Raw genomic sequence first — 25,371 nt, forward strand, 5'->3', positions numbered from 1 at the left:
CTTCATGGGCGAGGTCTTTCCGCAGATCACCGGGCGGTTCCGAATCCTGGAACTTGTGCCGTACCGGCTGACCTGCGAGATGAGCGTCACCGAGGACGATTTGCGACCCGGCAACACGGTCTCGGGGCCGGCGATGTTCACGGCCGCCGATTGCGCCTTCTATCTTGCGACGCTGGCAATGATCGGGCGCGAGGCGCTGACGGTGACCACGGCGGCCAATATCAATTTCATGCGCAAGCCTGCTCCGGGTCCGATCCGGGCCGAGGCGCGGATCCTGAAACTCGGGCGCAGCCTGAGCGTCGGGGATGTGCTGCTGTATTCGGTCGGCATGGACGCGCCGGTGGCGCAGGCCAGCATCACATATTCGATCCCACCATCGAGGTGACCTCGCGACCGACCGGTCGGTGTCAGCCGTTCGGGATCAGGTCCAGAACGTAGCGGGGCAGGGCAAAAGCGCCCGTGTGGACCTGCGGCGTATAGTAGCGCGTGCTGATCCCGGCAGCCTTAAAGCGCTGCGCAAGAACCTCTGGCGAGGTCTCGCGCGCGGCGCCGTCGGTGCCCCAGCCGAACGCCATCGGGCCGCCCGCATAAGTCGGGATGGTTGCCATGTAGCACGTCGCATCCGCGAACAGCGCCTTGAAGGCCCGCATGGTGTTGGTCAGTTCCTCGCCCTGCAAGAAGGGCACGCCGTTCTGGGTGACGAGAATGCCGCCCTCGGCCAGGCAGGATTTCGCCCGACCGTAGAACGTGTCCGTGAACAGCACTTCACCGGGGCCCACCGGGTCGGTGGAATCGACGATGATGACGTCGAAGCGGTCGGCGCATTCACGCACGAACTCGGCTCCATCGGCAATCACCAGGTTCAGCCGCGGATCGTCGAAGGCTCCGGCGGAGAGGCTGGGTAGGTATTTCTTCGAGAACTCGACCACGCCCGCGTCGATCTCGACCATTGTGACATGCTCGACCGAGGTGTGGCGCAGCACCTCACGTGCCATGCCGCCATCGCCGCCGCCGATGATCAGCACACGCCTTGCCGCGCCATGCGCCAGGATCGGCACGTGGGTCAGCATCTCGTGATAAATGAACTCGTCGCCCTCGGTGGTCTGCACCACGTCGTCCAGCGTCAGCACCCGGCCGAAGCGCGGGTTGGTGAAGACGCGGATGCGCTGATGGTCGGTCTCGCTGTCGTAGAGAACCTCGTCCTCGGCCAGCGCCTGGCGGTAGTCGTCGTAGAGCGCCTCGAAGGTCCAGCCGGGCAGGGTGGTGCGGGGGGCGTCGGTCATCTCGCTCTCCTCACGGATGGAAGGTCGGGCCGGCAAAGGGTCGGCCCGGTTTCTTCAGAGGCGTTCGGCGACGATCTCTTCGCCGCGCAGCAGCTCGCGCACGCGGACATCGCCGGCGGCGAACGCATTGCGCAGCACGCTGACCGCACGCCACGGTTCCGCGTCGCCGCACATGAAGACGTCGAAGGCGCCATAGCCGATCTCCGGCCAGGTGTGCACCGAGATGTGGCTTTCGGCCAGGACAGCAACGCCGCTCACCCCTTGGGGCGAGAACTTGTGCGTGTGCAGATGCAGCAGCGTCGCGCCGCACTCGTCGACACAGTCGCGGAAGGCCTGCTCGATCCGGGCTTGGTCATCCAGTCCGGTGCCGTCGATCACCTCGATGATCAGATGGGTGCCCGCGAAGACCTTGCCGCCGCGACGGATGAAGTGATCGTCCCGCGTTTCATCGAAGAGATCGCGGTCGTGGACCAGTTCAAGTTGAGTTTCTTGCGCAGACACCGATGTCTGCACGGGAAAGCCCGCGTGGGTGGCGCCTGTCTCCAGACCGTTCCCCAGTTGGACGTGGGTGGCGCTTTTCATCGCGTCCTCCATGCCAGCCAGTAGAATGAATCCAGCGGTTCCTTAGCGCCCCCCCGAGATAACCCGAAGTTGGGATCGGCAACCCTGTGGGCGGCGAACTAATGGGAGAGGACGGCCGTTTCAAGTGGTTTCTGCCGAATGGGACAGAAACATCCGACACATGGTGTCTCAAACACTCCGGGGCGTATCGAGGTCTCGAGTCAGATGTGTGCGGACGCTGGAGGATGCAGCGCGCGCCGTGCGAGGCCGATCCAATATAGCGCCCAGACGGAATACCCCATGAACTTCAGTGCGTCTTCGATCATTACAGTTGCCCGGTGCTGCGGGAGAGTCATGTCGGTGACCATCGACCCAAGCAGAAGGGCACCCGCAAAAATGAGAGTGGGCATATGTCCCGTTCTGCCTGCATGAAAGATGCGGCCCATAAGCCAAAGCCCGAAGATGATGTAGAGCGGGAATATTATATAGTCGGGTACTGCACCCGCTATCATTCCGCGCCGCTCATGCAACATGAAAAGATCATCAACCGCTACAAAGCAAGTAAAGATCCCTGCAATACGCAGCAAAGGTGCAAGCGTGGCGCCGCGAAAAGTCGAAGCGAACGTGCAGATAGCGGCAGTCGCGACCATGATCGAGATGCCGATATTCGAGATCATGCCGACAAATGGTGGAAAGTCGAAACTCGCCGCGGGGTCACGAACGAGCAATGTCGCCGTGTATCCGTTCAACTCCGCCAACAGTGCTGCAAGGCAGACAAACGCGCCCGAAACGGTTGCGACAAACATCGGTTTGTAGAGGTCGTGGATTCGGATCCTTTGCACATACGCAGTGCCAGGAGAACGGAGGGGGAAATTGGACTGTAACGTCATTTGCTTACCATAACTTACTCAGGACTACGGCAGTTTGAACATCTGTGCCGGTTCTTTCATGGAATCGTTATATTTGCGGCGGAATGATGGCGTAAAATATGGGGTAAAATGATACCTATTTTTTAAATCATTGATATTGCTGGTTTATATTGATATTCGCCCCATTGACATGAGTGTAGAACCTAATAGAAACGGCGCATCCGCAATCCGGGTGGCGTGGCTTTGGCCCGCTTGCCTTAGATGATCTGGAAGACTGCGATGAAAACCTACTCTGCCAAACCGGCCGAGATCGAGAAGAAGTGGGTCCTGATCGACGCCGAAGGCGTTGTTCTGGGTCGCCTCGCCTCGATCATCGCCATGCGCCTGCGTGGCAAGCACAAGGCCAGCTTCACCCCGCACATGGACATGGGCGACAATGTTATCGTCATCAACGCCGACAAGGTGCAGCTGACGGGCAACAAGCGCGCCGACAAGAACTACTACTGGCACACCGGGCACCCGGGCGGCATCAAGTCCCGCACCGCCGGCCAGCTGCTGGAAGGCCGCTACCCCGAGCGCGTGATCCAGAAGGCCGTGCAGCGCATGTTGCCGGGCGGCCCGCTGAGCCGCAAGCAGCTCTCGAACCTGCGCGTCTACGCCGGGACCGAGCACACTCACGAAGCGCAGCAGCCCGAAGTTCTGGACGTCCGCGCCATGAACTCGAAGAACACCCGGGAGCAGGCCCGATGAACGACGAAATCAAAAGCTTCGACAGCCTCGGTGAAGCCGTCGACGGCGTCGACACGCCCGCCGCCGTTCAGGCCGCGCCGAGCTACGAGCCGGTCCGCGACGAACTGGGCCGGTCCTATGCCACCGGCAAGCGGAAGGACGCGGTTGCCCGTGTCTGGATCAAGCCGGGCAACGGCAAGGTCATCGTCAACGGCAAGGAAATGAACCAGTACTTCGCCCGTCCGGTGCTGCAGATGGTGATCGGCCAGGCCTTCACCGTCGCTGGCGTGGAAGGCGAGTTCGACGTCATGGCGACCGTCAAGGGCGGTGGTCTGTCGGGCCAGGCCGGTGCGGTCAAGCACGGCATCTCGAAGGCGCTGACCCTCTACGAGCCGTCGCTGCGCCCTGCGCTGAAGGCCGCCGGGTTCCTGACCCGCGACAGCCGTACCGTCGAGCGTAAGAAGTACGGCCGCCGCAAGGCCCGTCGGAGCTTCCAGTTCTCGAAGCGCTGATCCGGCGTTTCCGCAGATCAGAGGCCTCGCGCATCGCGCGGGGCCTTTTCTTTTACGGCTTTCAGTTATCCGTTTCTTAACCCTGTTGCTGTTCGCTCGCCCCGTTATGGCGGAGGCAAAATGCAGTATCGGGCGGATATCGACGGGTTGCGGGCGGTTGCGGTTGCAGGTGTGGTGCTCAGCCATGCCGGGCTGCCTGGACTGGGCGGGGGCTTCGCCGGTGTCGACGTATTCTTCGTCATCAGCGGCTACCTGATCGCCAGCCTGTTTCTTGAGGAGCAGGCGCGGACCGGACGGGTCGACCTTCCTGCCTTCGCCGCCCGGCGGCTACGACGGTTGCTTCCCGCGCTGCTTGCGCTTCTGGTGGTCTGCGTTCCAGTAGCCTATCTGGTCCTGCTTCCGCAGCAATTGAAAGACTTCGGGCAAGGCGTTGCAGCGGCACCGTTTTTCCTTGCGAACCTGCTTTACTGGCAGGAGGCCGGCTACTTCGCTGCGGTCTCGGCCGAGAAGCCCCTGTTGCACCTCTGGAGTCTCGGCGTCGAAGGGCAGTTCTACCTTCTGGCACCGCTGGTGTTGTTGCGCGGCCGAGGGCTGGTGGCCGGGCTGGCGGTACTGGGATTTGTGGCGGCGTCCTGGGCCGCCCGCGAAGTTCCGGAAGCGGCATTCTACTTGGCCCCGTTCAGGCTGTGGGAGTTCCTTGCCGGGGCGCTCTTGGCATTTTGGCCGGTGCAGTTGCCGCGCATCGCGGGCTTTCTTGGGCTCGGCTTGATCGGGATCGCGTTCTGGACGCTCGACGGCGCCACGGCCTGGCCGGGGGCGGCGGCGTTGTTACCGGTCGTCGGAGCGATGCTCGTGATTGCCGGTGGGAGTGACGTGCTCGCGCGCCGCGGCCCCGTTTTCCTGGGGAGGATCAGCTATGGTGTCTACCTGTGGCATTACCCGGTGCTGACTTTCTTCGCGCTGGCCCACCCCAAGGTTTCGATGGCTGTCGCCGGACCGTGGCTGGTGCTTGGCTCGGTACTGCTCGGCTGGGCAAGCTGGCGCTGGATCGAGCGGCCATTCCGGGGCGAGGGCAGCTGCGGCTGGGCACCGGGTGTAGCGCTTGCGTTGGTCGTCACCGGCACGGGGTATCATCTGCTGAACGGCCTGCCGGGCCGGCTTCCGGGCGAGACGCGGGAAATCCTTGCCCTGACGCAGACCGCCACCACGCGGTGCCATGACAGTCTGGACGCGTCGGCGATCGAGCGGGGTGAGCGATGCCTGATCGGGGCGCTTGGCGTTGCACCGAGCCTTGCATTGATCGGCGACAGCCATGCGGATCACCTGGGTCCGGCGCTGAGCCGGGCGCTGGCCGCGCGCGGGCAGGCGGCGGTGGTCTACACGGGCAGCTGGTGCGTGCCGGTGCCGGGATTCGGTGCGCGGGCGCCGGGGCGGGGCAGGGACTGTGCCGGGAAGATGAGCGCGGCGTGGCAGGAGGTGCTGGACGATCCGGCGCTGACCACCGTAATCGCCGCGGCGCAATGGGGCAATGTCGTCGAGGGCGGGCGGGGCATGCTGCCGTCGGTCCGCTACGGCAGCGCTGCGCTTGCTGCCCGTGCGCCCGAGGACAATGTGACCGCGATGGAGGTGGCCTTCGCGCCGTTGGCCGAGCAGCTAAGATTGTCCGGAAAGCTGGTTCTGATGCCTGAACCGGTCCCCGAGTTCGACGGCTCAGTCCCCGACAGGTTGGCACGCCTTGCCTGGGCGGGAGACGCGACGGGTACTCTTGTGCCCCTGGGCGGGGAACGGGTTCAGGCGACGCAGACGGCCCTAGCCAAGCTCGCGCTGCGCTCCGGTGCTCAGCTGGTACCGCTGCGAGACCTTTTCTGTGCGCCCGGCGCAGACGCCTGTCGGGTGCTGGACCGGCGGGGGACGCCACTCTGGCGCGATGCTTCGCATCTTTCTCCGGCCGGGGCGACACCGGTCGTTGCCCGGCTGATGGATATCGTCGATGCTGACCTCCGACAGAATGGAGGGCGTCATGATCATCTATCCCTGCGGCAGCCGGCCGACACAGAACGGGCCAGAGAGCACGTTTATCGGTAGCGTCCGGCTCGATCCCGTGGCTGCAGCGCCAGATGCGCCGGGCATCCGGGCGAATGTCGTGACCTTCGCCCCGGGGGCGCGGACCTTCTGGCACAGCCACACCCACGGACAGGTGCTCCATGTCACGCAGGGATCCGGGCTCATCGCCCTGCGGGGCGAGGCGCCGCGCCGGATCAGGGCAGGTGACAGCGTATGGATCCCAGCGGATGTTGAGCATTGGCACGGAGCGGGGCCCGACAACGCCATGACCCACATGGCAGTCCAGCCCAGTCCACACGGCGACGAGACCGCCTGGCTGGAAGCGGTCTCCGATGCGGACTACAACCGCGAGCCGCACAGGGGCTGACGGCATTTTGAGAAATGAATTCCATGCGTTACGCGGGTTTTCTGCGGATCGCATGGGCAATTCCAAAGTTTTGACGATAAACTCGGGCCATCGGCGATTCGCGCGACGGGCGCCACATGTGCACGCCGGAGCGCCGCCATGGTCCAACGTAGGGAAAAGCCATGAACTTCAGGACCCTGATCGCAGGAACCGCGGCCGCGGCCATGTTGGTTGGTGCTCCGGTGATCGCTCAGGACGAGACGTTCATCTCGATCGGCACCGGCGGTATTACCGGTGTGTATTACCCGACTGCGAGTGCGATCTGCCGACTGGTGAATCGCGGTCGCAAAGATCACGGGATCCGCTGCGCGGTGGAGTCGACCGGCGGTTCAGTCGACAACATCAACGCCATCAAGGCGGGAGAGTTGGAGTTCGGAATCGTTCAGTCGGACTGGCAGTACCACGCTTTCAATGGGTCCTCGCAGTTTTCCGGTAACCCCTTTCCTGGCCTGCGAGTGATGTTCTCGATTTACCCGGAGCCCTTCACGCTGGTGGTACGTGCCGACAGCGGTATCGACAGCCTCGAAGACCTGAAGGGCAAGCGCGTGAATGTTGGCAACCCAGGCTCGGGGCAGCGCGCAACGATGGAGGTCGTCATGGACGCCGTGGGCATGACGATGGGCGATTTCGCATTCGCAGCTGAGTACCGAGGGTCGGAAATGGCAAATCAGCTCTGCGAGAACAACATCGACGCCATGATCTACACGATCGGCCACCCGGCGGCGGCGATCAGGGAAGCGACTACCAACTGTACGGTGAAACTGGTCGATGTTTCAGGCGCAGCGATCGACAAACTGGTTGCCGATAACCGCTACTATAGCGTCGCCACCATCCCTGGTGGCATGTATGACGGCACAGACGCAGATGTGCTCACGTTTGGCGTAAGCGCGGCGCTCATCACCTCGGAAAGCGTCCCCGAAGACGTAGCCTATACGGTCGCACGGGCAGTGATGTCGAATCTCGACGACTTCCGCGGCCTGCACCCCGCTTTCGCCGACCTCGAGGCTGCGAAAATGGTCAAGGACGGCCTCTCGGCCCCGCTGCACACGGGCGCGGAGAAAGCCTACAAGGAACTGGGCCTTGCGGAATAAGGCATCGACGTGAAGGCCGCCGACTGAACGGATCATCGGGATCTGGACCGCCCAATCCCAGCAATTGACCGAGCGGGAGATCCGGTTTCGCGGATACGGTCTCGCAGGGGCGCTTTGTCCACCGTGTGACCGGCAGGTTCGCCACCCCTATGGTGGGAAATCCCAGCTTCCAGTTCGAGAAGGCAGGCGCGGTGGAATTAACAAAACCTGTCAACAGGCGAGTGACGCTGCCAATAATGGGCGCTGCGCCGTTCCAAAGTTTTAACGTGGCAGCCGCAGTACGGCCTTGAGGCCGCCCAGCGCCTCGCTTTCGCCCAGTTCGAGGGCGCCGCCGTGCGATCGCGCAACGTCAAGCGCAATGGCAAGGCCGAGGCCCACGCCGCCGCCACGGTCCTGGTTGCGCGCGCTGTCAAGGCGGGTGAAGGGGCGCATGACCTCTTCGCGCTTGTCCTCGGGCACGCCGGGCCCATTGTCCTCCACCGTAAACAGGATTGCTCGGGGCGCGACCTTCAGGGAGAGCCGTGCGCGGGTTCCGTGGCGAGCAGCGTTGGACAGCAGGTTCTGCAATGCCCGGACCACCGCGGCGCGACGCAGCATCGCCACCGGGGCCTCTTCGCCGCCGAGGTCGATCTCGCATTCCAACCTGTGACCGACGCGTCGCGCCTGCTCTTCCAACTCCTCGAGCAGCGCGCAGAGGTTGACTTCCTCGGCATCGTCCAGCTGATCGCCCCGGGCGAAGGCGAGGAAGCTGTTCAGCATCTGCTCCATCTGCTCGACGTCGTGGGACATCTCTTCGGCTTCGGGCAGGTCGTCCGCCAAGGCGAGGCTCAGCTTCATCCGCGTGAGGGGCGTGCGCAGGTCGTGACTGACCCCCGAGAGCATCTGCGTCCGCTGTTCCATCGCGCGCTCGATCCGGTGGCGCATCGATATGAACGCAGCGCCGGCGCGGCGGACCTCGTCGGCGCCGGCCGGCCGGAACGGAACCGAGCGGCCCTTGCCGAACGCATCCGCTGCCTCTGCCAGTTGCAGGATCGGTTTCATCTGATTGCGCAGGAACAGAAGTGCGATGATTGCCAGTATCAGCGACGCCGCAGCCATCAGAACCAGTAGCTGGTGCGGGTTCGAGGCGGTCATCCGGCTGCGCGGAATGACCGCGCGCAGCACGCCCATCTCGGTCGGCATCCGCACGTCCACCCGTTTGCGGTCGTCGGCCAGGTCTACCTGGATCCCGTCGCCCAGCAGATCCGCCATCTCGGCGATCAGCGCGCGGCCAGACAGATCGAACCAGTCGCGGGCATGAGCGCCCGGTTGCAACTCGTCTGCGCCGAGTCGGAAGGTGATCGCAAGCGGGGTGGACAGGTTGTCGAGACGCAACTGCGCGATCTCGGTCGTGGACGAGGTATCGATCACCTGCTGCGCCACCGCCATCTCGCGGGCGATGTTCTGCGTCATCTGCCGGGTGACGTCCTCGAAGTGCCGCTGCACGAAGACGAAGCCGACGACCAGTTGCAGGGCGATCAGCGGCACGACCACGATAAGCGTGGCGCGCGGAAACAGCGAGCGTGGCAGCGGGTACTTGAGAACGGGCGGCTTCATGGTAGGAGCGTTACCCAGCCCCCGGTCCCGCCGCAAGGACATGCAATGACCCGAACCCCGCAGACCGTCGCGCCGGGCATCCGCGCGCTGACCGCGCCGAACCCAGGTCCGATGACCTTCAAGGGGACACGCACCTACATTCTGGGCGCCAGCGATTGTGCCGTCATCGATCCGGGCCCCGAGGATAGCGGCCACCTCGCCGCCGTCCTGGGCGCGCTGGGGCAGGGCCGGCTGCGCTACATCCTGGTGACTCACGCGCACAGCGATCATTCTGCGGGCGTCGCCGCGCTTAAAGCCGCCACCGGCGCCGAAGTGCTGGCCTTCGGGCCCGCCAGCGCCGGCCGCAGCCCGATGATGCAGGCGATCGCCGACCGCGGAGACCTGGCAGGCGGTGAGGGGATCGATGCCGCGTTCCGCCCCGACCGGGAACTGGCGCACGGCGAACGGATCGAAACCCGCGAGTGGATGCTCGAGGCGCTTCACACACCGGGGCACCTGTCGAGCCACATGTGCTTCGCCTGTCCGCAGGCCGGGGCGATCTTCACCGGGGATACACTGATGGGCTGGTCGACGACGGTGATCTCTCCGCCCGACGGCAGCATAGGCGCTTTCCTCGGATCCATGGCGCTTCTGGGGGATCGAACCGAGTCGCTGTATCTGCCGGGCCACGGAGACCCGGTGCCGGAGGGGCCCAAGGCGGCGCGCGCCCAGGCGCTTCACCGCAGGATCCGCGAATCCCAGATCGTCGCCGCGTTGCAGCAGCGCCCCGCAACTGTGACCGTGCTCACCGAGCAGATCTACACGCACCTCGCCGAGGCCTTGCGCCCGGCTGCGCGCCGCAACGTGTTGGCGCATCTTCTGGATCTTGTCGAGCAGGGCCGCGTCGCCCTGCCGGATAGGCCCCTGACCGAGGCCGAATACACCTTGGCGGCAGACTGACGGAGGGCCAGAACTGCTTCGCCAGGAAATGCGGAAAACCGAGGGAATTCCTCTGGACGATGCAAAATCCCTGCGCTATACGCTCCCAGCGTTCGCAAGACGCAGTTGTTGTTCCGGCGTAGCTCAGTGGTAGAGCACTCGACTGTTAATCGATCGGTCGTAGGTTCGAATCCTACCGCCGGAGCCAACACCTACTCAAGAACCTGACAATGCTGGGTTTTATCTGGTGAATGCCAGAGACCGCCCTTTCTCTCGATTCCTGGTTCGGGAGTTGGAGCCGTGCGGATTTCGTTCCCTTTAGCGGCCGCATCTCGAATACCGACCCGCTGGGTTAAATTGGCGTCGGCCTCCCCCCAACCCGAGGGCTTGGAGTCGGGACCATGCACAAAAAGATGCTATGCTCTTGCCGCTGCGTTCTCATGCCCGCCTGCAACGCGAAGGTGCACACTCACAGGCGGACGCTACTGAGCGACATCGCCCCGGTTCGGAGTTCGGAGATCGCAGCCCACGAGCTTGCCTGTCCCAACGCCGCTATCGAACCCTTGCGCCACGCAATCTGTCTACCGGGGGCGTGAATAAGCGCGCACCGCGACGCGAAGTTGCAGCGTGGTTTTACGTTGCTCTCGACGAGATGGAGCCCGACAGGCAGTGCTTCGCCGTCGCCGCAATAGGCGTCTCGCTCGAAGCACAGGAGAATCTGCAAAGCGGCTGGAAAGTACCAAACTGAGGCTTCGTGGTCCGTACGTGAGTTGGACCACAATGTGAGGAGCATCGCCGACTCAGGAGGCCCGTGGCAGGACGCGATCTCGATGGGTGCAGTACGTTCGTAAAGTGCTTTGTCCCTGAAAGGACTGGACGCGTACTACTAACCGGCGCTAGAGCAGGGGCGAACGAAATTTGCGGGCGGAGTATGGGGGTATTCATGCTTATGGTCCGACCCGGGACCTGGCGACGGTTTGATGTGACATGGTTGTTGTACTGAAACCGCGAAATTTAATCTCTCTGGCTTCCATGGCGCGGGCGCCTATGCCTGTTACCGTTTCAGCTGTTCATAATTGACCCCTGCCGCCCGTCTGACCGCTGCCATGGACGTCATCGATGCGATTATCGCAGGCGATCCCGCAGAACGAATCCTGACACGTTGGGCGCGTGAGAATCGCTATGCCGGGTCGAAGGACCGGGCCGCGATCCGCGATCTCGTCTATGATGTCCTCCGGCGTCGCCGCAGCGCGCTCTGGTGTTCTGGCGGAGTTGTCGAAACCGGCCGCGCGCTGATCTCCGGTTTGCTTCTGCAGACCAATCCGCAGGCGCTAGAACTATTCACGGGCGAGACGCACGCACCGTTCCCACTGACGGCTGACGAGCGCAGGGCCTTCCGAACGCTCGAAGATGCGCACGCGTCGGTACGGGGCGACTATCCCGATTTCCTTCATGACGAGTTGGTGCGATCGCTCGGCACAGCGCTGCCTGACGTGGCCGAAGTGCTCAAGGATCGCGCGCCGGTCGATCTGCGGGTCAACACGCTCAAGGCCACACCCGAACAGGCACGCGCGGCACTCGCCGCCGATGGCGTGGCCGCCGAGCCCGTTCCGGAGGTGCCCGGTGCGCTGCGTGTCACCGAGAACCCCCGCCGCGTTGCCGCCGGCAAGGCGTTCCGCGCGGGGCTGGTCGAATTGCAGGACGCCGCGAGCCAGGCCGTCGCCGCGCTGGCGGGCGCTCAGCCCGGAGAAACTGTGCTCGACCTCTGTGCTGGGGGCGGCGGCAAGACATTGGCACTGGCCGCGGCTATGGCCGGGCAGGGGCGGCTTTCGGCCTTCGATGCCAACCCGCGCCGTATGCGGGACCTTCCGTCGCGCGCGCAGCGCGCGGGCGTGAGCATCCGACTGCTCGACTCGCCCCAGGTCGAGGACGAGGGACCCTATGACCTGGTGATGGTCGATGCGCCTTGCTCCGGCAGCGGCGCCTGGAGGCGCGATCCGGCGCAGAAATGGAATATTGCACCGCGGGACCTGGACCGGCTCGCATCGGTGCAAACCGAGGTTCTGGAGCGTGCCCGCGCCGTGGTGCGCCCCGGCGGCCGGATCGCCTACGCCACCTGCAGCCTGCTCGCGTGCGAGAACGAGGACCGCGTCGCGGCGTTCCTGGCGCGCTCCAAAGGTTGCCATAAGGGCACGGAGCGCCGCTGGCTTCCCGGCGCGCCAGGGGATGGCTTCTATTTTTGCGAGATTACCGTAGCCTGACGCAATCTTTGCGTGCATCCTCTTCAGCACTTGTTTACTTCGAGAGCGCAATACGGTGCGGCAATCGACAACGACCGGGGCGGGCACGATGGCGGCAAACTTGGGATCCGGACGGCGCGGACTGCGCATGGTCTCGGCCGGCAGCGCGGCGCAGATCTGGCGGCGTGGACGAGCCAGGACGGATCTCGCGGACGCGTTCGACCGTCTCCACGGCCACTCGCGGGATGCGGCGGCGCTGGTCGATCCCTGCGGCGTGGTCCTGAGCGCCAATGACGCGGCACAGGGTCTTCTGACCCGAGGGGACCAGATCGACGCGGCCTTCGATGACGGGCTCGCGGAGGATGGTGCCAGCGCCTACCGGCTGTCGCGGCAGGCAATCGCCGACGGGCGGGCCGAGGCGCGGCTGCGCTATCGCGGCACCGACTGGACGCTCGTGGTCGAGCCGCTTGGCACAGACTGCCAACTTTGGCGATTGCGCCCCGCGCCCGAGGCAGAGCCTCAGCCGACGGCGAACCCGGACGCCCTGATGGAACCGCTGCCGGTGGCGCTGGCACGGATCGGCGCGCGCGGCCAGATCCTCTCGGCCAACGCCGCGGCGCGGGCGCTGCTGGGCGTCGAACCGGCCTGCGGTCGGGACCTGCCAGATCTGCTCGAAGGACTGGGAAAGTCGATCCCCGACCGGCTGCGCGACACGTTTGCGGGCCGCGCGCAGGGCAGGTCCGAGGTCGCTCGCCGACGCGACAGCGCGCACACAGGCTTTCTTCAGGTCACGATGACCCGCATGGCGGGGCCCGACGGGCCGGAACTGCTGACCGTGATCAGCGACGCGACCGAGCTGAAGACGCTCGAGGCACAATTTGTCCAGAGCCAGAAGATGCAGGCAGTGGGCCAGCTTGCGGGCGGAATCGCGCATGACTTCAACAACCTGCTGACCGCAATCAACGGCCATTGCGACCTCTTGCTGCTGCGCCATCTGCAGGGCGACGCCGATCACGCTGACCTGATGCAGATCCGCCAGAACGCCAACCGTGCCGCCGCGCTGGTACGGCAGCTTCTGGCCTTCAGCCGCAAGCAGACGCTGCGCCCTGAATCGCTGCACCTCTATGATACGCTTGCGGAACTCGCGAACCTGCTGGACCGCCTGCTCGGCGAGAAGGTCGCGCTCGAGATTTCGAATGCCGAGGACATCTGGCCGATCCGCGCCGACGAGCGACAGCTGGAACAGGTGATCGTGAACCTGGTGGTCAACGCCCGCGACGCCATGCCCTCGGGTGGCGTGGTACATCTGCGGACCCGCAAGGCGACGCTGGACGAACCGCTGGAGCGGGACCGCGCCATCGTGCCCGCCGGCGACTATGCGCTGATCGAGGTCGAGGATACCGGCACCGGCATCCCGCCCGACAAGATCGGCAAGATCTTCGAGCCGTTCTTCACCACCAAGAAGGTGGGCGAGGGCACGGGGCTGGGGCTCTCGACCGCCTACGGGATCGTCAAGCAGATGGACGGATTCATCTTCGTGGACAGCTCGCCGGGCGAGGGGACGCTGTTCCAGATCTACCTGCCCGCCGAGACCGAGACCGACCGGTCGGAGACAGGCCGCACCGAGGATCCGCCCCAGAAGCCCGGCTTCCGCGACACCACGGGACGCGGTGTCGTCCTGCTGGTCGAGGACGAAGCGCCGGTTCGCGCCTTTGCCGCACGGGCGCTTCAGATGCGCGGCTATACCGTGCTCGAGGCCGATTGCGGCGAGGCCGCGCTTGAGGTGCTTTCGGACCCCGAACTGAAGGTGGACCTGTTCGTCTCGGACGTCATCATGCCCGGCATCGACGGTCCCAGTTGGGTGCGGCAAGCCTACGAGATGCGCCCGGAGGCCAGCACGGTGTTCGTCTCGGGATACTCCGAGGACATGTTCGCTGACGGCAAGGCGGCGGTGCCGCGGTCCAGCTATCTGGCCAAGCCGTTCTCGCTCAACGACCTGGTCGAGAGGGTACGGGATCACATGGACCGCTATGTCGCCTGACGGGGCGGTGATATATCTGTAATTTAGAATATGTTTGGACCGTAACGTGAACGCGTTCCGGCAGGCCTTGCGCCTTCGGCACGCAGCGGACGCCTCCGGCGGGAGTATTTCGGGGATGAAGAAGCCGGGGCGCCTTGTCTTCAACCGCAGCGGACGAGGCGGTCGTACTGGAGTATTTTTGGCCTAGAAACCAGCGAGATCAGTGCGTTGGCACACCTGCGGGCGGCCTGGATACTGTAGCGCATTGACTGTTGGCAGGCCCACCGGAGGTTTCTTGGCCTAGAATGGCGGCGGCACGACTTGGATCGCATAAGGCACCACACAGCGCAGGGCGGCTATCGCTTGTCCTGTGCCGGGCCAGCCACGCCTCGCTGATGGGGCCGGTCAACTCGAGTTCGCCGCTGTCCGTCGTGCGCCAGCCGTAGTGGGCGTAAGCCGGTAGCGAAGAAAGGGTAGGCCGAACGCGTTACCGGCGAGCTTGCCGTTTTGAAAAGGGTTGCCTCCGGTTCCGGTTATCCTGCCGTTTGAGCCTGGCACGCGGCCTTGGTGTCGCGCTCCGGTTCGCGCCAAGCGCTACCGGAACAGCAGGCCGACCCCGAAAGCAACCGCAGCGCAGATTCCGCCCAGAAGCATGGTCTCGCCCACCGCCCGGCCGAGGCTCTGTTTCGTCGCCTGCCAGCGCAGGAGGCCTAGCGCCAGAAGCGCGGTCGCGGTTGCCGAGACCGACCAGGTGAACGTTCCGGGCTCCGGCCCAAGCACCGCGTAGGGCAGGATCGGGATAGCTCCGAAGAGGATGAAGGACAGGAAAGTGACGAGCCCCGACAACCCGGGCGATTCTTCTGTCTGGTCCGCCATTCCGAGGCTGTGCTGCATTACCATCTCGGCGTGCACCTCCGGATAGCGTCCGAGGATCCCGGCGACCTCTCGGGCGTCCTCCGGCGTCATACCCCGGTCGGAGAAGGCCGCAACCAACCCGTCGCCCTCGCCGTTCGGATCCCGCCGGAAGGCATCAATTGTGCCCGCCCGGGTGTGCCGATAGACATCCGCCTGCGCGCGCGAGGACAGGAAATCGCCCAAACCCATCGCGGTGCCGTCGGCGAACAGGTTCGCCAGCCCGAAGAGCAGAACAGCGATGCCTCCGACCTCGGCCCCGGCGCCAGAGCCCGCGCCGGCGAATCCCGCGACAATCGCGAACGTGGTCACGATCCCGTCGTTGCCGCCATAGACGATCTGCTTCAGATGCGTCTGCACCCCTCCGATGCGCCGGGCGCGCCGGGCGCGCGAGCGGTCCGGGGCAGGGGTCATGCCCGGACCCTACCGGAACACGTCGCTGAGATCGGCGCCGGTGCCCGAAAGATCCCGCAGCCGCAGGTAGATCATGTACCCCGCCACCGCGTAGAGCGCCGCCAGCGCCGCGCCGCCCAGAACCGAGATCAGAGTGACCGCGATTCCGCCGCCGCCCTCGTCATTCAGGATCAGCAGCATGAGCGGCACGATCACGATCAGCCCGACCAACGTCATCCGCAACAGCACGCCGACGATCGCCCAGGCATGAGGTTTCGCAAGCTTGTAGCTGCGGCTCATCGCGTCCCAACCCGCGTTCTCGAACAGGATCGCAGGAGTCAGGGGCAGCAGCACCGCGGCGGCATAGAGCCCGGGAATGACCAGCAGGATGAACCCGACCCCGGTGATGATCGACGCCGCCAGCGACAGCGCGATCAGCGCCGGCGCATGCGCAAGCACCTGCCGCAACTGATCGCCCAGCGGGCGCTGCGCCCCCGCCAGTGCGTCCGAGCTGCGCAGCACCAGCATCGCAAAGATCAGCGGCCCGATGATGTATTCCAGGATGCCTCCGGGCCCGACGATGCTGCCGGTCAGAAGCACCGACACGCCCATCGAGACCACCGCCATGGCAAGGTTTGCGAGTGCCGCGAATCCGATCAGCGGCAGGGCGTTGCCCATCAGCAGCCGCACCGCGGCCATGAATACCGCGCCGCCGTTGAACCGTTCCGTTCTCGCGAAGTCCTGCATGTCGCCCCCATGGTGCCCTGTTCGGGCGGACAGTAGCGCGGCGCGCGGCGCGGGGAAAGCCGCGCGCCCGAATGCCGCTGCCGCGCGGGACGGGTTCAATTCCGCCTCGGCAGGTATTAGTATCAGGCCAACCGGCGAAGGCGGCAGGCAGGCCGTTTAACGCTGAACGATCTTGCAAGGAGCCCGCGCATGACGATCCGCGATCCGAAGGACGGCGCAATTCCGGCCGACATTACCGCGCCCGAGATCCCCGAGGTTGCGCTCAAGGCACCCCCGGCGGCCCGCGCGCTGCGGGCCCGCGACCTCAGCGACCGCGCCCAGCGCCACCCGGAAAAGCAGAAGCGGGCCGATGCGCCGATGCTGCGCAAGCCCGACTGGATCCGCGTCAAGGCGCCCACGAGCCAGGGTTACCGCGACACCGCCAAGATCATGCGCGAGCACAAGCTGGTCACCGTTTGCGAAGAGGCAGGCTGCCCCAATGTGGGCGAGTGCTGGTCTCAGGGCCACGCCACCATGATGATCATGGGCGAGATCTGCACCCGCGGCTGCACCTTCTGCAACGTGGCGACCGGCCGCCCGAACGCGCTCGACGTGTTCGAGCCGGGCCGCGTCGCCGATGCCGTCGCCAAGCTGGGCCTCAACCACGTGGTCATCACCAGCGTCGACCGCGACGACCTTGAGGACGGCGGCGCCGAGCATTTCGCCCAGACGATCCGCGCCGTGCGCCGCAAGTGCCCGGACACCACGATCGAGATCCTGACCCCCGACTTCCTCAAATGCGCCCCCGAAGCGCTGGAAGTGGTCGTCGCGGCGAAACCCGACGTCTTCAACCACAACCTCGAGACGGTGCCGGGCCTCTATCCCGAAGTGCGTCCCGGCGCGCGCTATTTCCACTCGCTGCGCCTGCTGCAGCGGGTGAAGGAAATCGACCCCGCGATGTTCACCAAATCGGGCATCATGGTCGGCCTCGGCGAGCAGCGGCCGCAGGTCCACCAGGTCATGGACGACCTGCGCTCGGCGGACGTGGATTTCCTGACCATCGGCCAGTACCTGCAGCCCACGCCCAAGCACCACCACGTCGACCGTTTCGTGACGCCCGAGGAATTCGCCGCCTACGAGAAGGCCGCCTACGGCAAGGGCTTCCTCACGGTCTCGGCGACGCCGCTGACCCGCTCATCCTACCACGCCGGAGACGATTTCGCCCGCCTCCGTGCCGCGCGTGAGGCGGCTCTGGCGGGACGCTGATGTTCAAACGGACAGGATGATCACCAGCACGGCCAGGATCCACAGCAGAACCGCGCCGCCAACGAGGACCAGCCCCCAGTTTCGGCCAATCGTGGCGCGCGCGATATGCTTCGCCTGGTAGGCCAGCTCCGGCCACGTGTAGCTGACGAAATCGCCTTGGGTCATGACCGCCTTTATGCGCCCATCGGCGTCGACGACCGGCAGGCGGCGAAATCGTTCGTTCGACATGACCCGCAGCCAGTCCAGGACATCGTCGTCTTCCCCGGCAACGCGGGGGTTGGATGTCATGATCGCGGAGAGTTCCGTCGCCTTCGGATCCAGCCCACGGTTTACGAGCTTCTTTAGGATGTCGCGCTCGGTCACGACGCCCAGCACCTTGCGATCAGCGTCGGTCACGATCACCGAGCCGTAGTTTTTCTCCGACATGTCGGCAACGGCGTCGGCGACGGTCGCTTCGGGCGGATGACACAGGGGCGCGGGCTTTCCGGAGTATTCCGGACGGTCCTTCAGGCGCATGATGGGGGCGGTCTGGATGTCCATGATCGTCTCCTGTCGCTTTTCATTCCGACAGGAGGGTAGGGCGGCCAAAAACCTGTCCCAGTCAAGCAGTTGTCAGGGTTGCGGGTGATCCGGAACGCTGCGCAGGACGTAGGGGCTCAATCCGTGCCGGTGAACCGGACCTTGCCGATATGCGGCAGGTTTCGGTTCCGCTGCGCGTAGTCGATGCCGTAGCCGACGACGAACTCGTCCGGGATCTCGAACCCGGTCCAGGTCGCCTTGATATCCATCTCGCGCCGCGTCGGCTTGTCGAGCAGGGCGCAGACCTCCAGCCGGGCAGGGTTGCGGGTGCGCAGGATGTTCAGCACGTGCGACAGCGTATAGCCCGTGTCGACGATATCCTCGACCACCAGCACGTCGCGGCCCTCGATCTCGCCGCGCAGGTCCTTGAGAATCCGCACCTCGCGGCTGCTCTCCATCGAGTTGCCGTAGGACGACGCTTCCAGGAAATCGACCTCCACAGGCAGGTCCAACTCGCGCACCAGGTCGGCGATGAATACGAAACTGCCGCGCAACAGCCCGACGACCACCAGCTTGTCGGTCCCTTTGAAATGCGTCGAGATCTGGCGGGCAAGGTCCTCGACCCGTGCGGCGATGGCTTTCGCCGAAATCATCTCGTCGATCACATAGGCCGAATGATCCGGTTGCATGGCGTGCGACTCCCGTGGTGTTGTGGCGCGCGCACCCTGCGACAATGCGGGGTTTTGTCAATCCGCTTTGCCCGCCCCATATAGCGCCCCATGCCGACGCACACCGAAGACCGCGAAATGCCCTACAGCGCCGACCAGCTTTATGCGCTGGTGGCCGATATCGAACGCTATCCCGAATTTCTGCCCTGGTGCAGCGCGGCCCGGATCCGCCGCCGCACCCCCCAGGGCGAGCGCGAGATCGTCGACGCCGAACTGGTGATCAGCTTCAAGGTCTTCCGCGAGCGCTTCGGCAGCCGGGTGACTCTGGACCCGAAGGGCCGCAAGATCGGCGTCGAGTATCTCGACGGCCCGTTTCGCTACATGGTCAACGACTGGCAGTTCAAGCCGCTCGGCCCGAACCGCTGCAACGTTCACTTCCACGTCGATTTCGAGTTCAAATCGCGCGCGCTCCAGGCGCTCATCGGCCTCGTTTTCAACGATGCGATGCAGCGCATCGTGCGCGCCTTCGAACGCCGCGCCGCCGAGCTTTACGGCCCGCCGAAGAGCACCTGACAGGCACCGGACATACCGGGCGCCCCGGCCTTCTCTATCCCCGAAATACTCCCGCCGGAGGCCCCCACCCGCCGCCCGTGCGACGCCGCCATATCTTGCCATTGGCCACGTGCTGGCGCCTTCGAAATTGCCGTTAACGATCTATCAGGATTCTTTTCATCATAAATCCCAAAGGCTTAAGGGGGTTTTCACGATGAAATCCCGGATTTTCACGCTGAAATCCGGTCTTCGCGCCCCTTAGCCCGAGGCCGCTTCCAGCAGCCACTCCAGCGCCGTCTCGACAGAACGGGCCCGCACTGCACTCCGTCCCAGTGGGCCGAACTCGATCGCCTTCGTCTCCACCGGCCGGCCTTTCACAGCGAGGCCGAAACAGACCAGCCCCTCGGGCTTGAATTCGCTTGCACCGGGCCCCGCGACCCCGGTGATCGAGACCGCAACATCGACGCCAGCCCGTGCCAGCGCGCCCGAAGCCATCTCGGCCGCCGTCTCCTCGGACACCGCGCCATGCGCCGCCAGGATTTCATTCTGCACGCCCAGCATCTCGACCTTGGCCCGGTTCGAATAGGTCACGAAGCCCCGCTCGACCACATCGGAACTGCCCGGCACCTCGGTCAGCGCCCCGGCGACCAGCCCGCCGGTGCAACTCTCCGCCGTGGCCAGCATCCAGCCCTGCGCCCGGCAGGCGTCGAGAACTTGCGCTGCCAGGCTCACATCAGCCACCCATGAGCGATCGCGGCGGCCAGCGCGACCACGAGCGCCGCGAAGACCCCCGCGACCACGTCGTCCAGCATCACTCCCATCGGCCCGCCCATCGCGTCGGCGCGGCCGACCAGCCAGGGTTTCCAGATGTCGAAGAGGCGGAACATGAGGAACGCCCCGACCCAGCCCGGCCAGGGGACGGTCCAGCCGTTCACGCCCGCGTGCCACAGTCCGAACGAGAGCGGGAAGAGCGCGATCCATTGGCCCGCGACCTCGTCGATCACCACCCAGGACGGGTCATGCTCGCCCTCGGGCAGCGCCCCGACCGCCCAGAGGCCGAGCAGGAACACCGCCAGCGTCGCCCCGGCCAGAAGCGGGAAGCCTCCCAGCCCATGCAGAAGCCAGGCAAGGGGCAGGGCGGCCAGCGAGCCGAACGTGCCCGGCGCGAGAGGGATCAGTCCGACGAAACCGACGCTCGCGATAAAGCGGCTCATGCCGACACCAGCGTCGCAGTGGCCTGTGCCGCGATCCCTTCCTCGCGGCCGGTGAAGCCCAGTCGCTCGGACGTGGTGGCTTTCACCGAGACACGCCCGGACTCGATCCCGCAAAGTTCGGCGATCCGCGCCCGCATCGCCTCGGCGTGGGGGCCGATCTTGGGGCGCTCGCAGATGATCGTGCAGTCCACATGGGTCAGCGTGAACCGCCGCGCCGCGACCCGCTCGATGGCTTTCAGCAGGAAAATTGACGAGTCAGCGCCCTTCCACTCGGGCTCTGAGGGCGGAAACCACTGGCCGATATCGCCCTCGGCCAGCGCACCGAAGATCGCGTCGGTGATCGCGTGCATCGCGACATCGGCATCCGAATGCCCTTTCAGCGCCGCCGTATGCGGGATTTTCACCCCGCAAAGCACCACCCCATCGCCGGGCATAAAGCGGTGAACGTCATAGCCGTTGCCGGTTCTTACATCCATCTGGGACGGACCCTTCTCCTGCTGCAACAATCGTTCGGCGCGTTCGAAATCGCCCGGCAGCGTGATCTTGAAATTGTTGCCATCCCCCATGACCACCGCAACCGCCATCCCGGCGCTGCGCGCAATCGCCACATCGTCCGGCACGTCCCCTGAAGCCGCCCGATGCGCGGCAAGGATCGGGGCGAAGGGAAAGCCCTGCGGGGTCTGGGCCCGCCATAGGTTCTCGCGCGGCTGAGGCGCGGCGACGAGCCCCTCCTCGGCCCGCCAAAGCGCGTCCACGATGGGAAGCGCGGGGAAGGCGGCCCGGTCGGGGGCGAGGGCTGCGGCGACCCGCTCGATCACCTCGACAGTCACGAAAGGGCGGGCGGCATCGTGGATCAGAACCCGTTCCGGCGCATGTTCCGCCAGCGCCTCCAGCCCCGCGAGGACCGAGTCGCGGCGGGTCTCGCCGCCCATCACCGGGCGCAGCAGGCGGGTATCGACCGGGACTGACGTCGCGTAAATCTCGGCGTCCTCCGGGTGGATCACCACCTGGATCGCGGTGCATCCCGGATGGGCGGCAAGCGCGCGGATCGTCCGGGCGAGGACCGGCTCGGACCCCAAGAGGCGATACTGTTTCGGCAATCCTCCGCCCGCGCGGGAGCCCCGGCCGGCGGCGACGATCAGCGCCGAGAATTCTGTGTGTTGCGGCTTCATGCAGCGCCATCTAGGGGAAAGCGCAGAGCCTGCACAAGTGGATTGCCCGTTTCGACAGCTTGCGCTACACCGGGCGGAACGTTGCACAAGGATTGAGCAGTTAGTGGTAGTTGTCGGATCACAAACACTGCAAACGCCCGTTTTTCTGGCACCCATGGCCGGAATCACCGATCTGCCCACCCGGAGACTGGTCCAGTCCTTCGGCGCGGGGCTCGTCGTTTCCGAAATGGTCGCCAGCGAAGAGATGGTGCAGGCGCGCCCGTTGGCCCGCGCCCGGGCAGAGCTTGGCCTTGGCGTCGAAGGCAGCGCCGTGCAGATCGCCGGGCGCGAAGCGCGCTGGATGGCGGAATGTGCCCGCATGGTCGCGGACATGGGCGCGCGTATCGTCGACATCAACATGGGCTGCCCCGCGAAGAAGGTGACGAACGGGCTGTCCGGCTCGGCCCTGATGCGCGATCCGGATCACGCCCTGGGCCTTATCGAGGCGGTCGTCGGCGCGGTCGACGTGCCGGTAACGGTCAAGATGCGGTTGGGCTGGGACTACGGCAGCCACAACGCCGATCACATCGCGCGACGGGCGCAGGAGGCGGGCGTCTCTATGGTAACGATCCACGGGCGCACGCGCTGCCAGTTCTACAAGGGGCACGCGGACTGGTCGGCGATCCGGCCCGTGGTCGATGCGGTGGACGTACCGGTGATCGCGAACGGTGACATCGTTGACGGCAAGACTGCCGCGCAGGCCCTGAAGCAATCCGGGGCGGCAGGCGTCATGGTCGGGCGCGGCGCGCAGGGGCGGCCTTGGCTGCTGGCGCGGATCGCGCATGACCTGGGGCAGGGGCCTCGGCCCCAGGTCCCGGATGGCGCGGCCCTGGCCGACCTAATCTGCCGTCACTACGAGGACCTGTTGTCCTTCTACGGGGGCGATCTGGGCGTGCGCTGCGCGCGCAAGCACCTCGGCTGGTACATGGACGACCTTTGCACGCCGACGGCCCTGCGCCGCGAAATCTTGACCGCACGCGATCCGAAGATCGTGCTGACGGCTCTGGCCCGGCTGCGACCGGCCGACGAAGAAAGAGAGGCTGCATGAGCCTGCATACCGACCCGCTCTGGAGCGCGGTTCCCTATCCCGCGTTGATGATCTCGATGGAGGGCAACGTGCTGTCCTGCAACGGTGCCGCCGAGAACGCATTCTCGATGTCGCACCGGCAGATGCGGGGCAAGCCGCTGGGCGGTTTCGTGGGCGAGGACAGCCCGATCATGGAGAGCATCGGCCAGACCCGCGGCGGCGCCGCCTCTGTCGTGCAATACAACGTCGAAGTTTCGTGGGCGGATCGCCCGGCGCGGCCCTATACGTTGCACGCGGCGCAGGTCCAGGATGCGAACGGCGGCATTCTGCTGCTGTTCCACCCACTAGGCATGGCCGAACAGATGGACCGCTCGCTCTCGCACCGGTCGGCCGCGCGCTCGGTCACGGGGATGGCCGCAATGCTGGCACACGAGATCCGCAATCCGCTGGCGGGCATCTCGGGAGCGGCGCAGCTTCTGTCCATGAACCTTGATGAGGCCGACCAGGAACTGACCGACCTGATCCGTGCCGAGACCGACCGCATCGGCAAGCTGGTCGAGCGAGTCGAGGCCTTCGGTGATATCCGCCCTGCCTCGCGCAATCCGGTGAACATCCACGACGTGATCGACCGGGCCAAGCGCGCCGCCGAGGCCGGATTCGCGCGGCATGTGCGCTTTATCGAGAGCTATGACCCTTCGCTGCCGCCGACGCTGGGCGATCCAGATCAGCTGATGCAGGTGTTCCAGAACCTGTTCAAGAACGCCGCCGAGGCCTGCCCGGCTGTTGGCGGCGTGATCCGCATCCGCACCGGCTATCAGCCTGGGGTGAAGCTGTCACTGCCCGGTCGGAAGGCTGAAAGCCTGCCGCTGCTGGTCTCGGTCGTGGACAACGGCGGCGGCATTCCCGAGGCGCTGATCCGCGACATCTTCGAGCCCTTTGTGAGTTCGAAAGCGAATGGCTCGGGGCTGGGCCTGTCGCTGGTCAGCAAGGTGTTGAGCGACCACGGCGGCGTGGTCGAGGTCGACAGCCAGCCCGGACGTACGGAATTCCGCATCCGCCTGCCGCTGATGACCGGCGCGGTGGCTGCACAGCAGGAGATCGCCTGATGGAAGGCACAGTCATCGTCGCAGACGACGACCGCACGATCCGCACCGTTCTGAGCCAGGCGCTGACCCGCGCGGGATGCCGGGTGCGTTCGACCGGGACGATCAGCACGCTCTGGCGCTGGATCGAAGAAGGCGAGGGCGATTGCGTCGTCTCGGACGTGATGATGCCGGACGGCGATGCGCTGGACCTGCTGCCGGCGATCCAGCGCAAGCGCCCGGACCTTCCGGTGATCGTCATGTCGGCCCAGAATACGATGATGACCGCGATCCGCGCGACCGAGGTGGGGGCCTACGAGTACATCCCCAAACCTTTTGATCTGCGCGAGGTGCTGAGCCAGGTGAACAAGGCGCTCAGCCGTCAGCGCCGCCCACTGGGCAATGGCGCGACAGAGGAGCGGCCCGAGGACAAGCAGCAGCAGCTGCCGCTGATCGGCCGGTCTCCGGCGATGCAGGACGTCTACCGCATCATGGCGCGGCTGATGACGACCGATCTCGGGGTCATGATTTCGGGCGAGAGTGGCACCGGCAAGGAACTCGTCGCCCGCGCGCTGCACAATTTCGGCCTGCGCAAGGACGGGGATTTCGTGGCGATCAACATGGCCTCGATTCCGCCGGACCTGATCGAGGTGGAACTGTTCGGCACCGCTCAGGTTCCGGGTCCCGAAGGCGCGGGCAAGTTCGAGCAGGCCGATGGCGGGACGCTGTTCCTCGACGAGGTCGGGGACATGCCGCTGGCCGCGCAGACCCGGCTGCTGCGAGTGCTTCAGGACAACCAGTTCAGCCGCGTCGGCGGGCGCGAGACACAGACCGCGAACGCCAGGATCATCGCCGCGACGCACCAGGATCTGCGTCAGCTGGTCAACGAGGGACGATTCCGAGAGGACCTGTTCTACCGGTTGAACATCGTGCCCGTGCGGCTGCCTCCGCTGCGGGACCGGCTCGAGGATATTCCCGACCTTGCGCGGTCCTTCCTGCGCAACGCCGAGGCCGAGGGACTGCCGCGCAAGACCATCAGCCAGGAGGCGCTGGACGAGCTGCGCAAGCTGGACTGGGCCGGCAACGTGCGTGAGCTTGAAAACCTGATGAAGCGCCTTGCGGTGCTGTGCCCGGACGAGATCATCTCGGCCGGCGTGGTCCAGCAGGAGATCAAGGCGCGGCCCAGTTCCGTCGCGGGGCCGAAAGGGGAGCAGGGGCAGAAACTGAGCCAGGCGATCGAGACGCATCTGAAACGGTATTTCGACCTGCACGGTGACGGGCTGCCGCCGCCGGGGCTCTACGAGCGCATCATCAAGGAGGTCGAGCTGCCGCTGATCGCCCTGTCGCTGGCCGCGACGCGGGGCAACCAGGTGCGCACCGCCGAGCTTCTGGGGATCAACCGGAATACGCTCCGCAAAAAGATTCAGGACCTCGACATTTCGGTGACGCGCGGGAAGAAAATGATGTAGGCTCGCCACAGTCACCGTCTGAACACGAAACTGTCCCCTTGGT

General features: G+C 65.4%; 25 protein-coding genes and 1 tRNA gene. 15 read left to right on the forward strand and 11 right to left on the reverse strand.

Annotated features, from left to right (window positions below; genetic code table 11):
- Positions 1–4: 4 nt before the first annotated feature.
- Positions 5–385: a PaaI family thioesterase gene (locus ACW9UR_RS12280; protein ID WP_458917789.1), complete on the forward strand. Its 381-nt coding sequence runs from the start codon at positions 5–7 to the stop codon at positions 383–385.
- 22 nt (positions 386–407) lie between these two features.
- Here ACW9UR_RS12280 and speE read toward each other — a convergent pair whose 3' ends face one another.
- The 3 genes from speE to ACW9UR_RS12295 form a co-directional block, all read right to left on the reverse strand.
- Entirely contained in the window at positions 408–1,283 is an 876-nt protein-coding gene (gene speE / locus ACW9UR_RS12285; protein WP_458917281.1) for a polyamine aminopropyltransferase, read from the reverse strand.
- A gap of 54 nt (positions 1,284–1,337) precedes the next feature.
- Positions 1,338–1,865: an adenosylmethionine decarboxylase gene (speD, locus tag ACW9UR_RS12290; RefSeq protein WP_458917282.1), complete on the reverse strand. Its 528-nt coding sequence runs from the start codon at positions 1,863–1,865 to the stop codon at positions 1,338–1,340.
- Between the two features lie 200 nt (positions 1,866–2,065).
- On the reverse strand, positions 2,066–2,650 hold the full coding sequence (locus ACW9UR_RS12295; protein WP_458917283.1) for a hypothetical protein: 585 nt from the start codon (positions 2,648–2,650) through the stop codon (positions 2,066–2,068).
- A gap of 342 nt (positions 2,651–2,992) precedes the next feature.
- Between ACW9UR_RS12295 and rplM the strand changes: the two genes are divergently transcribed.
- The 5 genes from rplM (at position 2,993) to ACW9UR_RS12320 (ending at position 7,515) form a co-directional block, all read left to right on the forward strand.
- Complete coding sequence (gene rplM / locus ACW9UR_RS12300) at positions 2,993–3,463, forward strand: 50S ribosomal protein L13 (RefSeq protein WP_458917284.1); 471 nt, start codon at positions 2,993–2,995, stop codon at positions 3,461–3,463.
- On the forward strand, positions 3,460–3,954 hold the full coding sequence (gene rpsI / locus ACW9UR_RS12305) for a 30S ribosomal protein S9 (protein ID WP_458917285.1): 495 nt from the start codon (positions 3,460–3,462) through the stop codon (positions 3,952–3,954). Before rplM ends, rpsI begins: the two co-directional genes overlap by 4 nt.
- A 120-nt stretch (positions 3,955–4,074) precedes the next feature.
- A complete protein-coding gene (locus ACW9UR_RS12310) occupies positions 4,075–6,039 on the forward strand; it encodes an acyltransferase family protein (protein ID WP_458917286.1) in 1,965 nt (654 codons plus the stop codon).
- Positions 5,975–6,385, forward strand: coding sequence for a (R)-mandelonitrile lyase (locus tag ACW9UR_RS12315; RefSeq protein WP_458917287.1), 411 nt, complete (start codon positions 5,975–5,977; stop codon positions 6,383–6,385). The genes ACW9UR_RS12310 and ACW9UR_RS12315 overlap by 65 nt, the downstream gene beginning before the upstream one ends.
- Before the next feature lie 161 nt (positions 6,386–6,546).
- Positions 6,547–7,515 carry a TAXI family TRAP transporter solute-binding subunit gene (locus tag ACW9UR_RS12320; protein WP_458917288.1) on the forward strand — a complete coding sequence of 323 codons (969 nt, stop codon included), beginning with the start codon at positions 6,547–6,549 and terminating at the stop codon, positions 7,513–7,515.
- A 261-nt stretch (positions 7,516–7,776) separates the two neighbouring features.
- Here the strand turns inward: ACW9UR_RS12320 and ACW9UR_RS12325 are convergent, their stop codons facing one another.
- Positions 7,777–9,111, reverse strand: coding sequence for an ATP-binding protein (locus ACW9UR_RS12325; protein ID WP_458917289.1), 1,335 nt, complete (start codon positions 9,109–9,111; stop codon positions 7,777–7,779).
- Between the two features lie 45 nt (positions 9,112–9,156).
- Here ACW9UR_RS12325 and ACW9UR_RS12330 point away from each other — a divergent pair, with 45 nt between their 5' ends.
- The 4 genes from ACW9UR_RS12330 to ACW9UR_RS12345 all read left to right on the forward strand — a co-directional run bounded on the left by ACW9UR_RS12330 (position 9,157) and on the right by ACW9UR_RS12345 (position 14,310).
- The gene (locus ACW9UR_RS12330) at positions 9,157–10,050 is read left to right on the forward strand and encodes an MBL fold metallo-hydrolase (RefSeq protein WP_458917290.1); all 894 of its coding nucleotides are present in this window, start codon (positions 9,157–9,159) and stop codon (positions 10,048–10,050) included.
- A gap of 112 nt (positions 10,051–10,162) precedes the next feature.
- Positions 10,163–10,237, forward strand: a tRNA-Asn gene (locus ACW9UR_RS12335).
- 898 nt (positions 10,238–11,135) lie between these two features.
- The gene (locus ACW9UR_RS12340) at positions 11,136–12,290 is read left to right on the forward strand and encodes an RsmB/NOP family class I SAM-dependent RNA methyltransferase (protein WP_458917291.1); all 1,155 of its coding nucleotides are present in this window, start codon (positions 11,136–11,138) and stop codon (positions 12,288–12,290) included.
- Between the two features lie 88 nt (positions 12,291–12,378).
- Positions 12,379–14,310, forward strand: coding sequence for an ATP-binding response regulator (locus tag ACW9UR_RS12345; RefSeq protein WP_458917292.1), 1,932 nt, complete (start codon positions 12,379–12,381; stop codon positions 14,308–14,310).
- A 573-nt stretch (positions 14,311–14,883) separates the two neighbouring features.
- Here the strand turns inward: ACW9UR_RS12345 and ACW9UR_RS12350 are convergent.
- On the reverse strand, positions 14,884–15,615 hold the full coding sequence (locus ACW9UR_RS12350; protein WP_458917293.1) for a VIT1/CCC1 transporter family protein: 732 nt from the start codon (positions 15,613–15,615) through the stop codon (positions 14,884–14,886).
- Positions 15,616–15,624: 9 nt separating this feature from the next.
- Complete coding sequence (locus ACW9UR_RS12355) at positions 15,625–16,341, reverse strand: hypothetical protein (protein WP_458917294.1); 717 nt, start codon at positions 16,339–16,341, stop codon at positions 15,625–15,627.
- Between the two features lie 288 nt (positions 16,342–16,629).
- Here ACW9UR_RS12355 and lipA point away from each other — a divergent pair, with 288 nt between their 5' ends.
- The gene (lipA, locus tag ACW9UR_RS12360; protein ID WP_458917790.1) at positions 16,630–17,586 is read left to right on the forward strand and encodes a lipoyl synthase; all 957 of its coding nucleotides are present in this window, start codon (positions 16,630–16,632) and stop codon (positions 17,584–17,586) included.
- Positions 17,587–17,589: 3 nt separating this feature from the next.
- Here lipA and ACW9UR_RS12365 read toward each other — a convergent pair whose 3' ends face one another.
- The gene (locus ACW9UR_RS12365) at positions 17,590–18,126 is read right to left on the reverse strand and encodes a CBS domain-containing protein (protein WP_458917295.1); all 537 of its coding nucleotides are present in this window, start codon (positions 18,124–18,126) and stop codon (positions 17,590–17,592) included.
- A gap of 116 nt (positions 18,127–18,242) precedes the next feature.
- Positions 18,243–18,794: a hypoxanthine phosphoribosyltransferase gene (gene hpt, locus ACW9UR_RS12370; RefSeq protein ID WP_458917296.1), complete on the reverse strand. Its 552-nt coding sequence runs from the start codon at positions 18,792–18,794 to the stop codon at positions 18,243–18,245.
- A gap of 90 nt (positions 18,795–18,884) precedes the next feature.
- Between hpt and ACW9UR_RS12375 the strand changes: the two genes are divergently transcribed.
- Positions 18,885–19,346 (forward strand): type II toxin-antitoxin system RatA family toxin, encoded by a 462-nt coding sequence (locus ACW9UR_RS12375; protein ID WP_458917297.1) that lies wholly within the window; start codon positions 18,885–18,887, stop codon positions 19,344–19,346.
- Between the two features lie 237 nt (positions 19,347–19,583).
- Here ACW9UR_RS12375 and ACW9UR_RS12380 read toward each other — a convergent pair whose 3' ends face one another.
- Genes ACW9UR_RS12380 through ACW9UR_RS12390 form a run of 3 tightly spaced genes read right to left on the reverse strand, consistent with a single transcriptional unit; the run spans position 19,584 to position 21,711 of the window.
- A complete protein-coding gene (locus tag ACW9UR_RS12380) occupies positions 19,584–20,057 on the reverse strand; it encodes a CinA family protein (protein WP_458917298.1) in 474 nt (157 codons plus the stop codon).
- Complete coding sequence (locus ACW9UR_RS12385) at positions 20,054–20,539, reverse strand: phosphatidylglycerophosphatase A family protein (RefSeq protein ID WP_458917299.1); 486 nt, start codon at positions 20,537–20,539, stop codon at positions 20,054–20,056. The genes ACW9UR_RS12380 and ACW9UR_RS12385 overlap by 4 nt, the downstream gene beginning before the upstream one ends.
- Positions 20,536–21,711, reverse strand: coding sequence for a bifunctional 2-C-methyl-D-erythritol 4-phosphate cytidylyltransferase/2-C-methyl-D-erythritol 2,4-cyclodiphosphate synthase (locus tag ACW9UR_RS12390; protein WP_458917300.1), 1,176 nt, complete (start codon positions 21,709–21,711; stop codon positions 20,536–20,538). Before ACW9UR_RS12390 ends, ACW9UR_RS12385 begins: the two co-directional genes overlap by 4 nt.
- A gap of 103 nt (positions 21,712–21,814) precedes the next feature.
- Here ACW9UR_RS12390 and dusB point away from each other — a divergent pair, with 103 nt between their 5' ends.
- Genes dusB through ntrC form a run of 3 tightly spaced genes read left to right on the forward strand, consistent with a single transcriptional unit; the run spans position 21,815 to position 25,328 of the window.
- Entirely contained in the window at positions 21,815–22,798 is a 984-nt protein-coding gene (gene dusB, locus ACW9UR_RS12395; protein WP_458917301.1) for a tRNA dihydrouridine synthase DusB, read from the forward strand.
- Positions 22,795–23,883: a two-component system sensor histidine kinase NtrB gene (locus tag ACW9UR_RS12400; protein ID WP_458917302.1), complete on the forward strand. Its 1,089-nt coding sequence runs from the start codon at positions 22,795–22,797 to the stop codon at positions 23,881–23,883. Before dusB ends, ACW9UR_RS12400 begins: the two co-directional genes overlap by 4 nt.
- Positions 23,883–25,328, forward strand: coding sequence for a nitrogen regulation protein NR(I) (gene ntrC, locus ACW9UR_RS12405; protein WP_458917303.1), 1,446 nt, complete (start codon positions 23,883–23,885; stop codon positions 25,326–25,328). The genes ACW9UR_RS12400 and ntrC overlap by 1 nt, the downstream gene beginning before the upstream one ends.
- Positions 25,329–25,371 lie beyond the last annotated feature (43 nt).

This window comes from Halovulum sp. GXIMD14794, assembly GCF_054457455.1.

Bases quoted from the DNA above. Each gene is read 5' to 3' on its own strand.
- ACW9UR_RS12280 (WP_458917789.1), top strand. From the start codon at position 5: ATGGGCGAGGTCTTTCCGCAGATCACCGGGCGGTTCCGAATCCTGGAA.
- speE (WP_458917281.1), bottom strand. From the start codon at position 1,283: ATGACCGACGCCCCCCGCACCACCCTGCCCGGCTGGACCTTCGAGGCG.
- speD (WP_458917282.1), bottom strand. From the start codon at position 1,865: ATGAAAAGCGCCACCCACGTCCAACTGGGGAACGGTCTGGAGACAGGC.
- ACW9UR_RS12295 (WP_458917283.1), bottom strand. From the start codon at position 2,650: ATGTTTGTCGCAACCGTTTCGGGCGCGTTTGTCTGCCTTGCAGCACTG.
- rplM (WP_458917284.1), top strand. From the start codon at position 2,993: ATGAAAACCTACTCTGCCAAACCGGCCGAGATCGAGAAGAAGTGGGTC.
- rpsI (WP_458917285.1), top strand. From the start codon at position 3,460: ATGAACGACGAAATCAAAAGCTTCGACAGCCTCGGTGAAGCCGTCGAC.
- ACW9UR_RS12310 (WP_458917286.1), top strand. From the start codon at position 4,075: ATGCAGTATCGGGCGGATATCGACGGGTTGCGGGCGGTTGCGGTTGCA.
- ACW9UR_RS12315 (WP_458917287.1), top strand. From the start codon at position 5,975: ATGATCATCTATCCCTGCGGCAGCCGGCCGACACAGAACGGGCCAGAG.
- ACW9UR_RS12320 (WP_458917288.1), top strand. From the start codon at position 6,547: ATGAACTTCAGGACCCTGATCGCAGGAACCGCGGCCGCGGCCATGTTG.
- ACW9UR_RS12325 (WP_458917289.1), bottom strand. From the start codon at position 9,111: ATGAAGCCGCCCGTTCTCAAGTACCCGCTGCCACGCTCGCTGTTTCCG.
- ACW9UR_RS12330 (WP_458917290.1), top strand. From the start codon at position 9,157: ATGACCCGAACCCCGCAGACCGTCGCGCCGGGCATCCGCGCGCTGACC.
- ACW9UR_RS12340 (WP_458917291.1), top strand. From the start codon at position 11,136: ATGGACGTCATCGATGCGATTATCGCAGGCGATCCCGCAGAACGAATC.
- ACW9UR_RS12345 (WP_458917292.1), top strand. From the start codon at position 12,379: ATGGCGGCAAACTTGGGATCCGGACGGCGCGGACTGCGCATGGTCTCG.
- ACW9UR_RS12350 (WP_458917293.1), bottom strand. From the start codon at position 15,615: ATGACCCCTGCCCCGGACCGCTCGCGCGCCCGGCGCGCCCGGCGCATC.
- ACW9UR_RS12355 (WP_458917294.1), bottom strand. From the start codon at position 16,341: ATGCAGGACTTCGCGAGAACGGAACGGTTCAACGGCGGCGCGGTATTC.
- ACW9UR_RS12365 (WP_458917295.1), bottom strand. From the start codon at position 18,126: ATGGACATCCAGACCGCCCCCATCATGCGCCTGAAGGACCGTCCGGAA.
- hpt (WP_458917296.1), bottom strand. From the start codon at position 18,794: ATGCAACCGGATCATTCGGCCTATGTGATCGACGAGATGATTTCGGCG.
- ACW9UR_RS12375 (WP_458917297.1), top strand. From the start codon at position 18,885: ATGCCGACGCACACCGAAGACCGCGAAATGCCCTACAGCGCCGACCAG.
- ACW9UR_RS12385 (WP_458917299.1), bottom strand. From the start codon at position 20,539: ATGAGCCGCTTTATCGCGAGCGTCGGTTTCGTCGGACTGATCCCTCTC.
- ACW9UR_RS12390 (WP_458917300.1), bottom strand. From the start codon at position 21,711: ATGAAGCCGCAACACACAGAATTCTCGGCGCTGATCGTCGCCGCCGGC.
- ACW9UR_RS12400 (WP_458917302.1), top strand. From the start codon at position 22,795: ATGAGCCTGCATACCGACCCGCTCTGGAGCGCGGTTCCCTATCCCGCG.
- ntrC (WP_458917303.1), top strand. From the start codon at position 23,883: ATGGAAGGCACAGTCATCGTCGCAGACGACGACCGCACGATCCGCACC.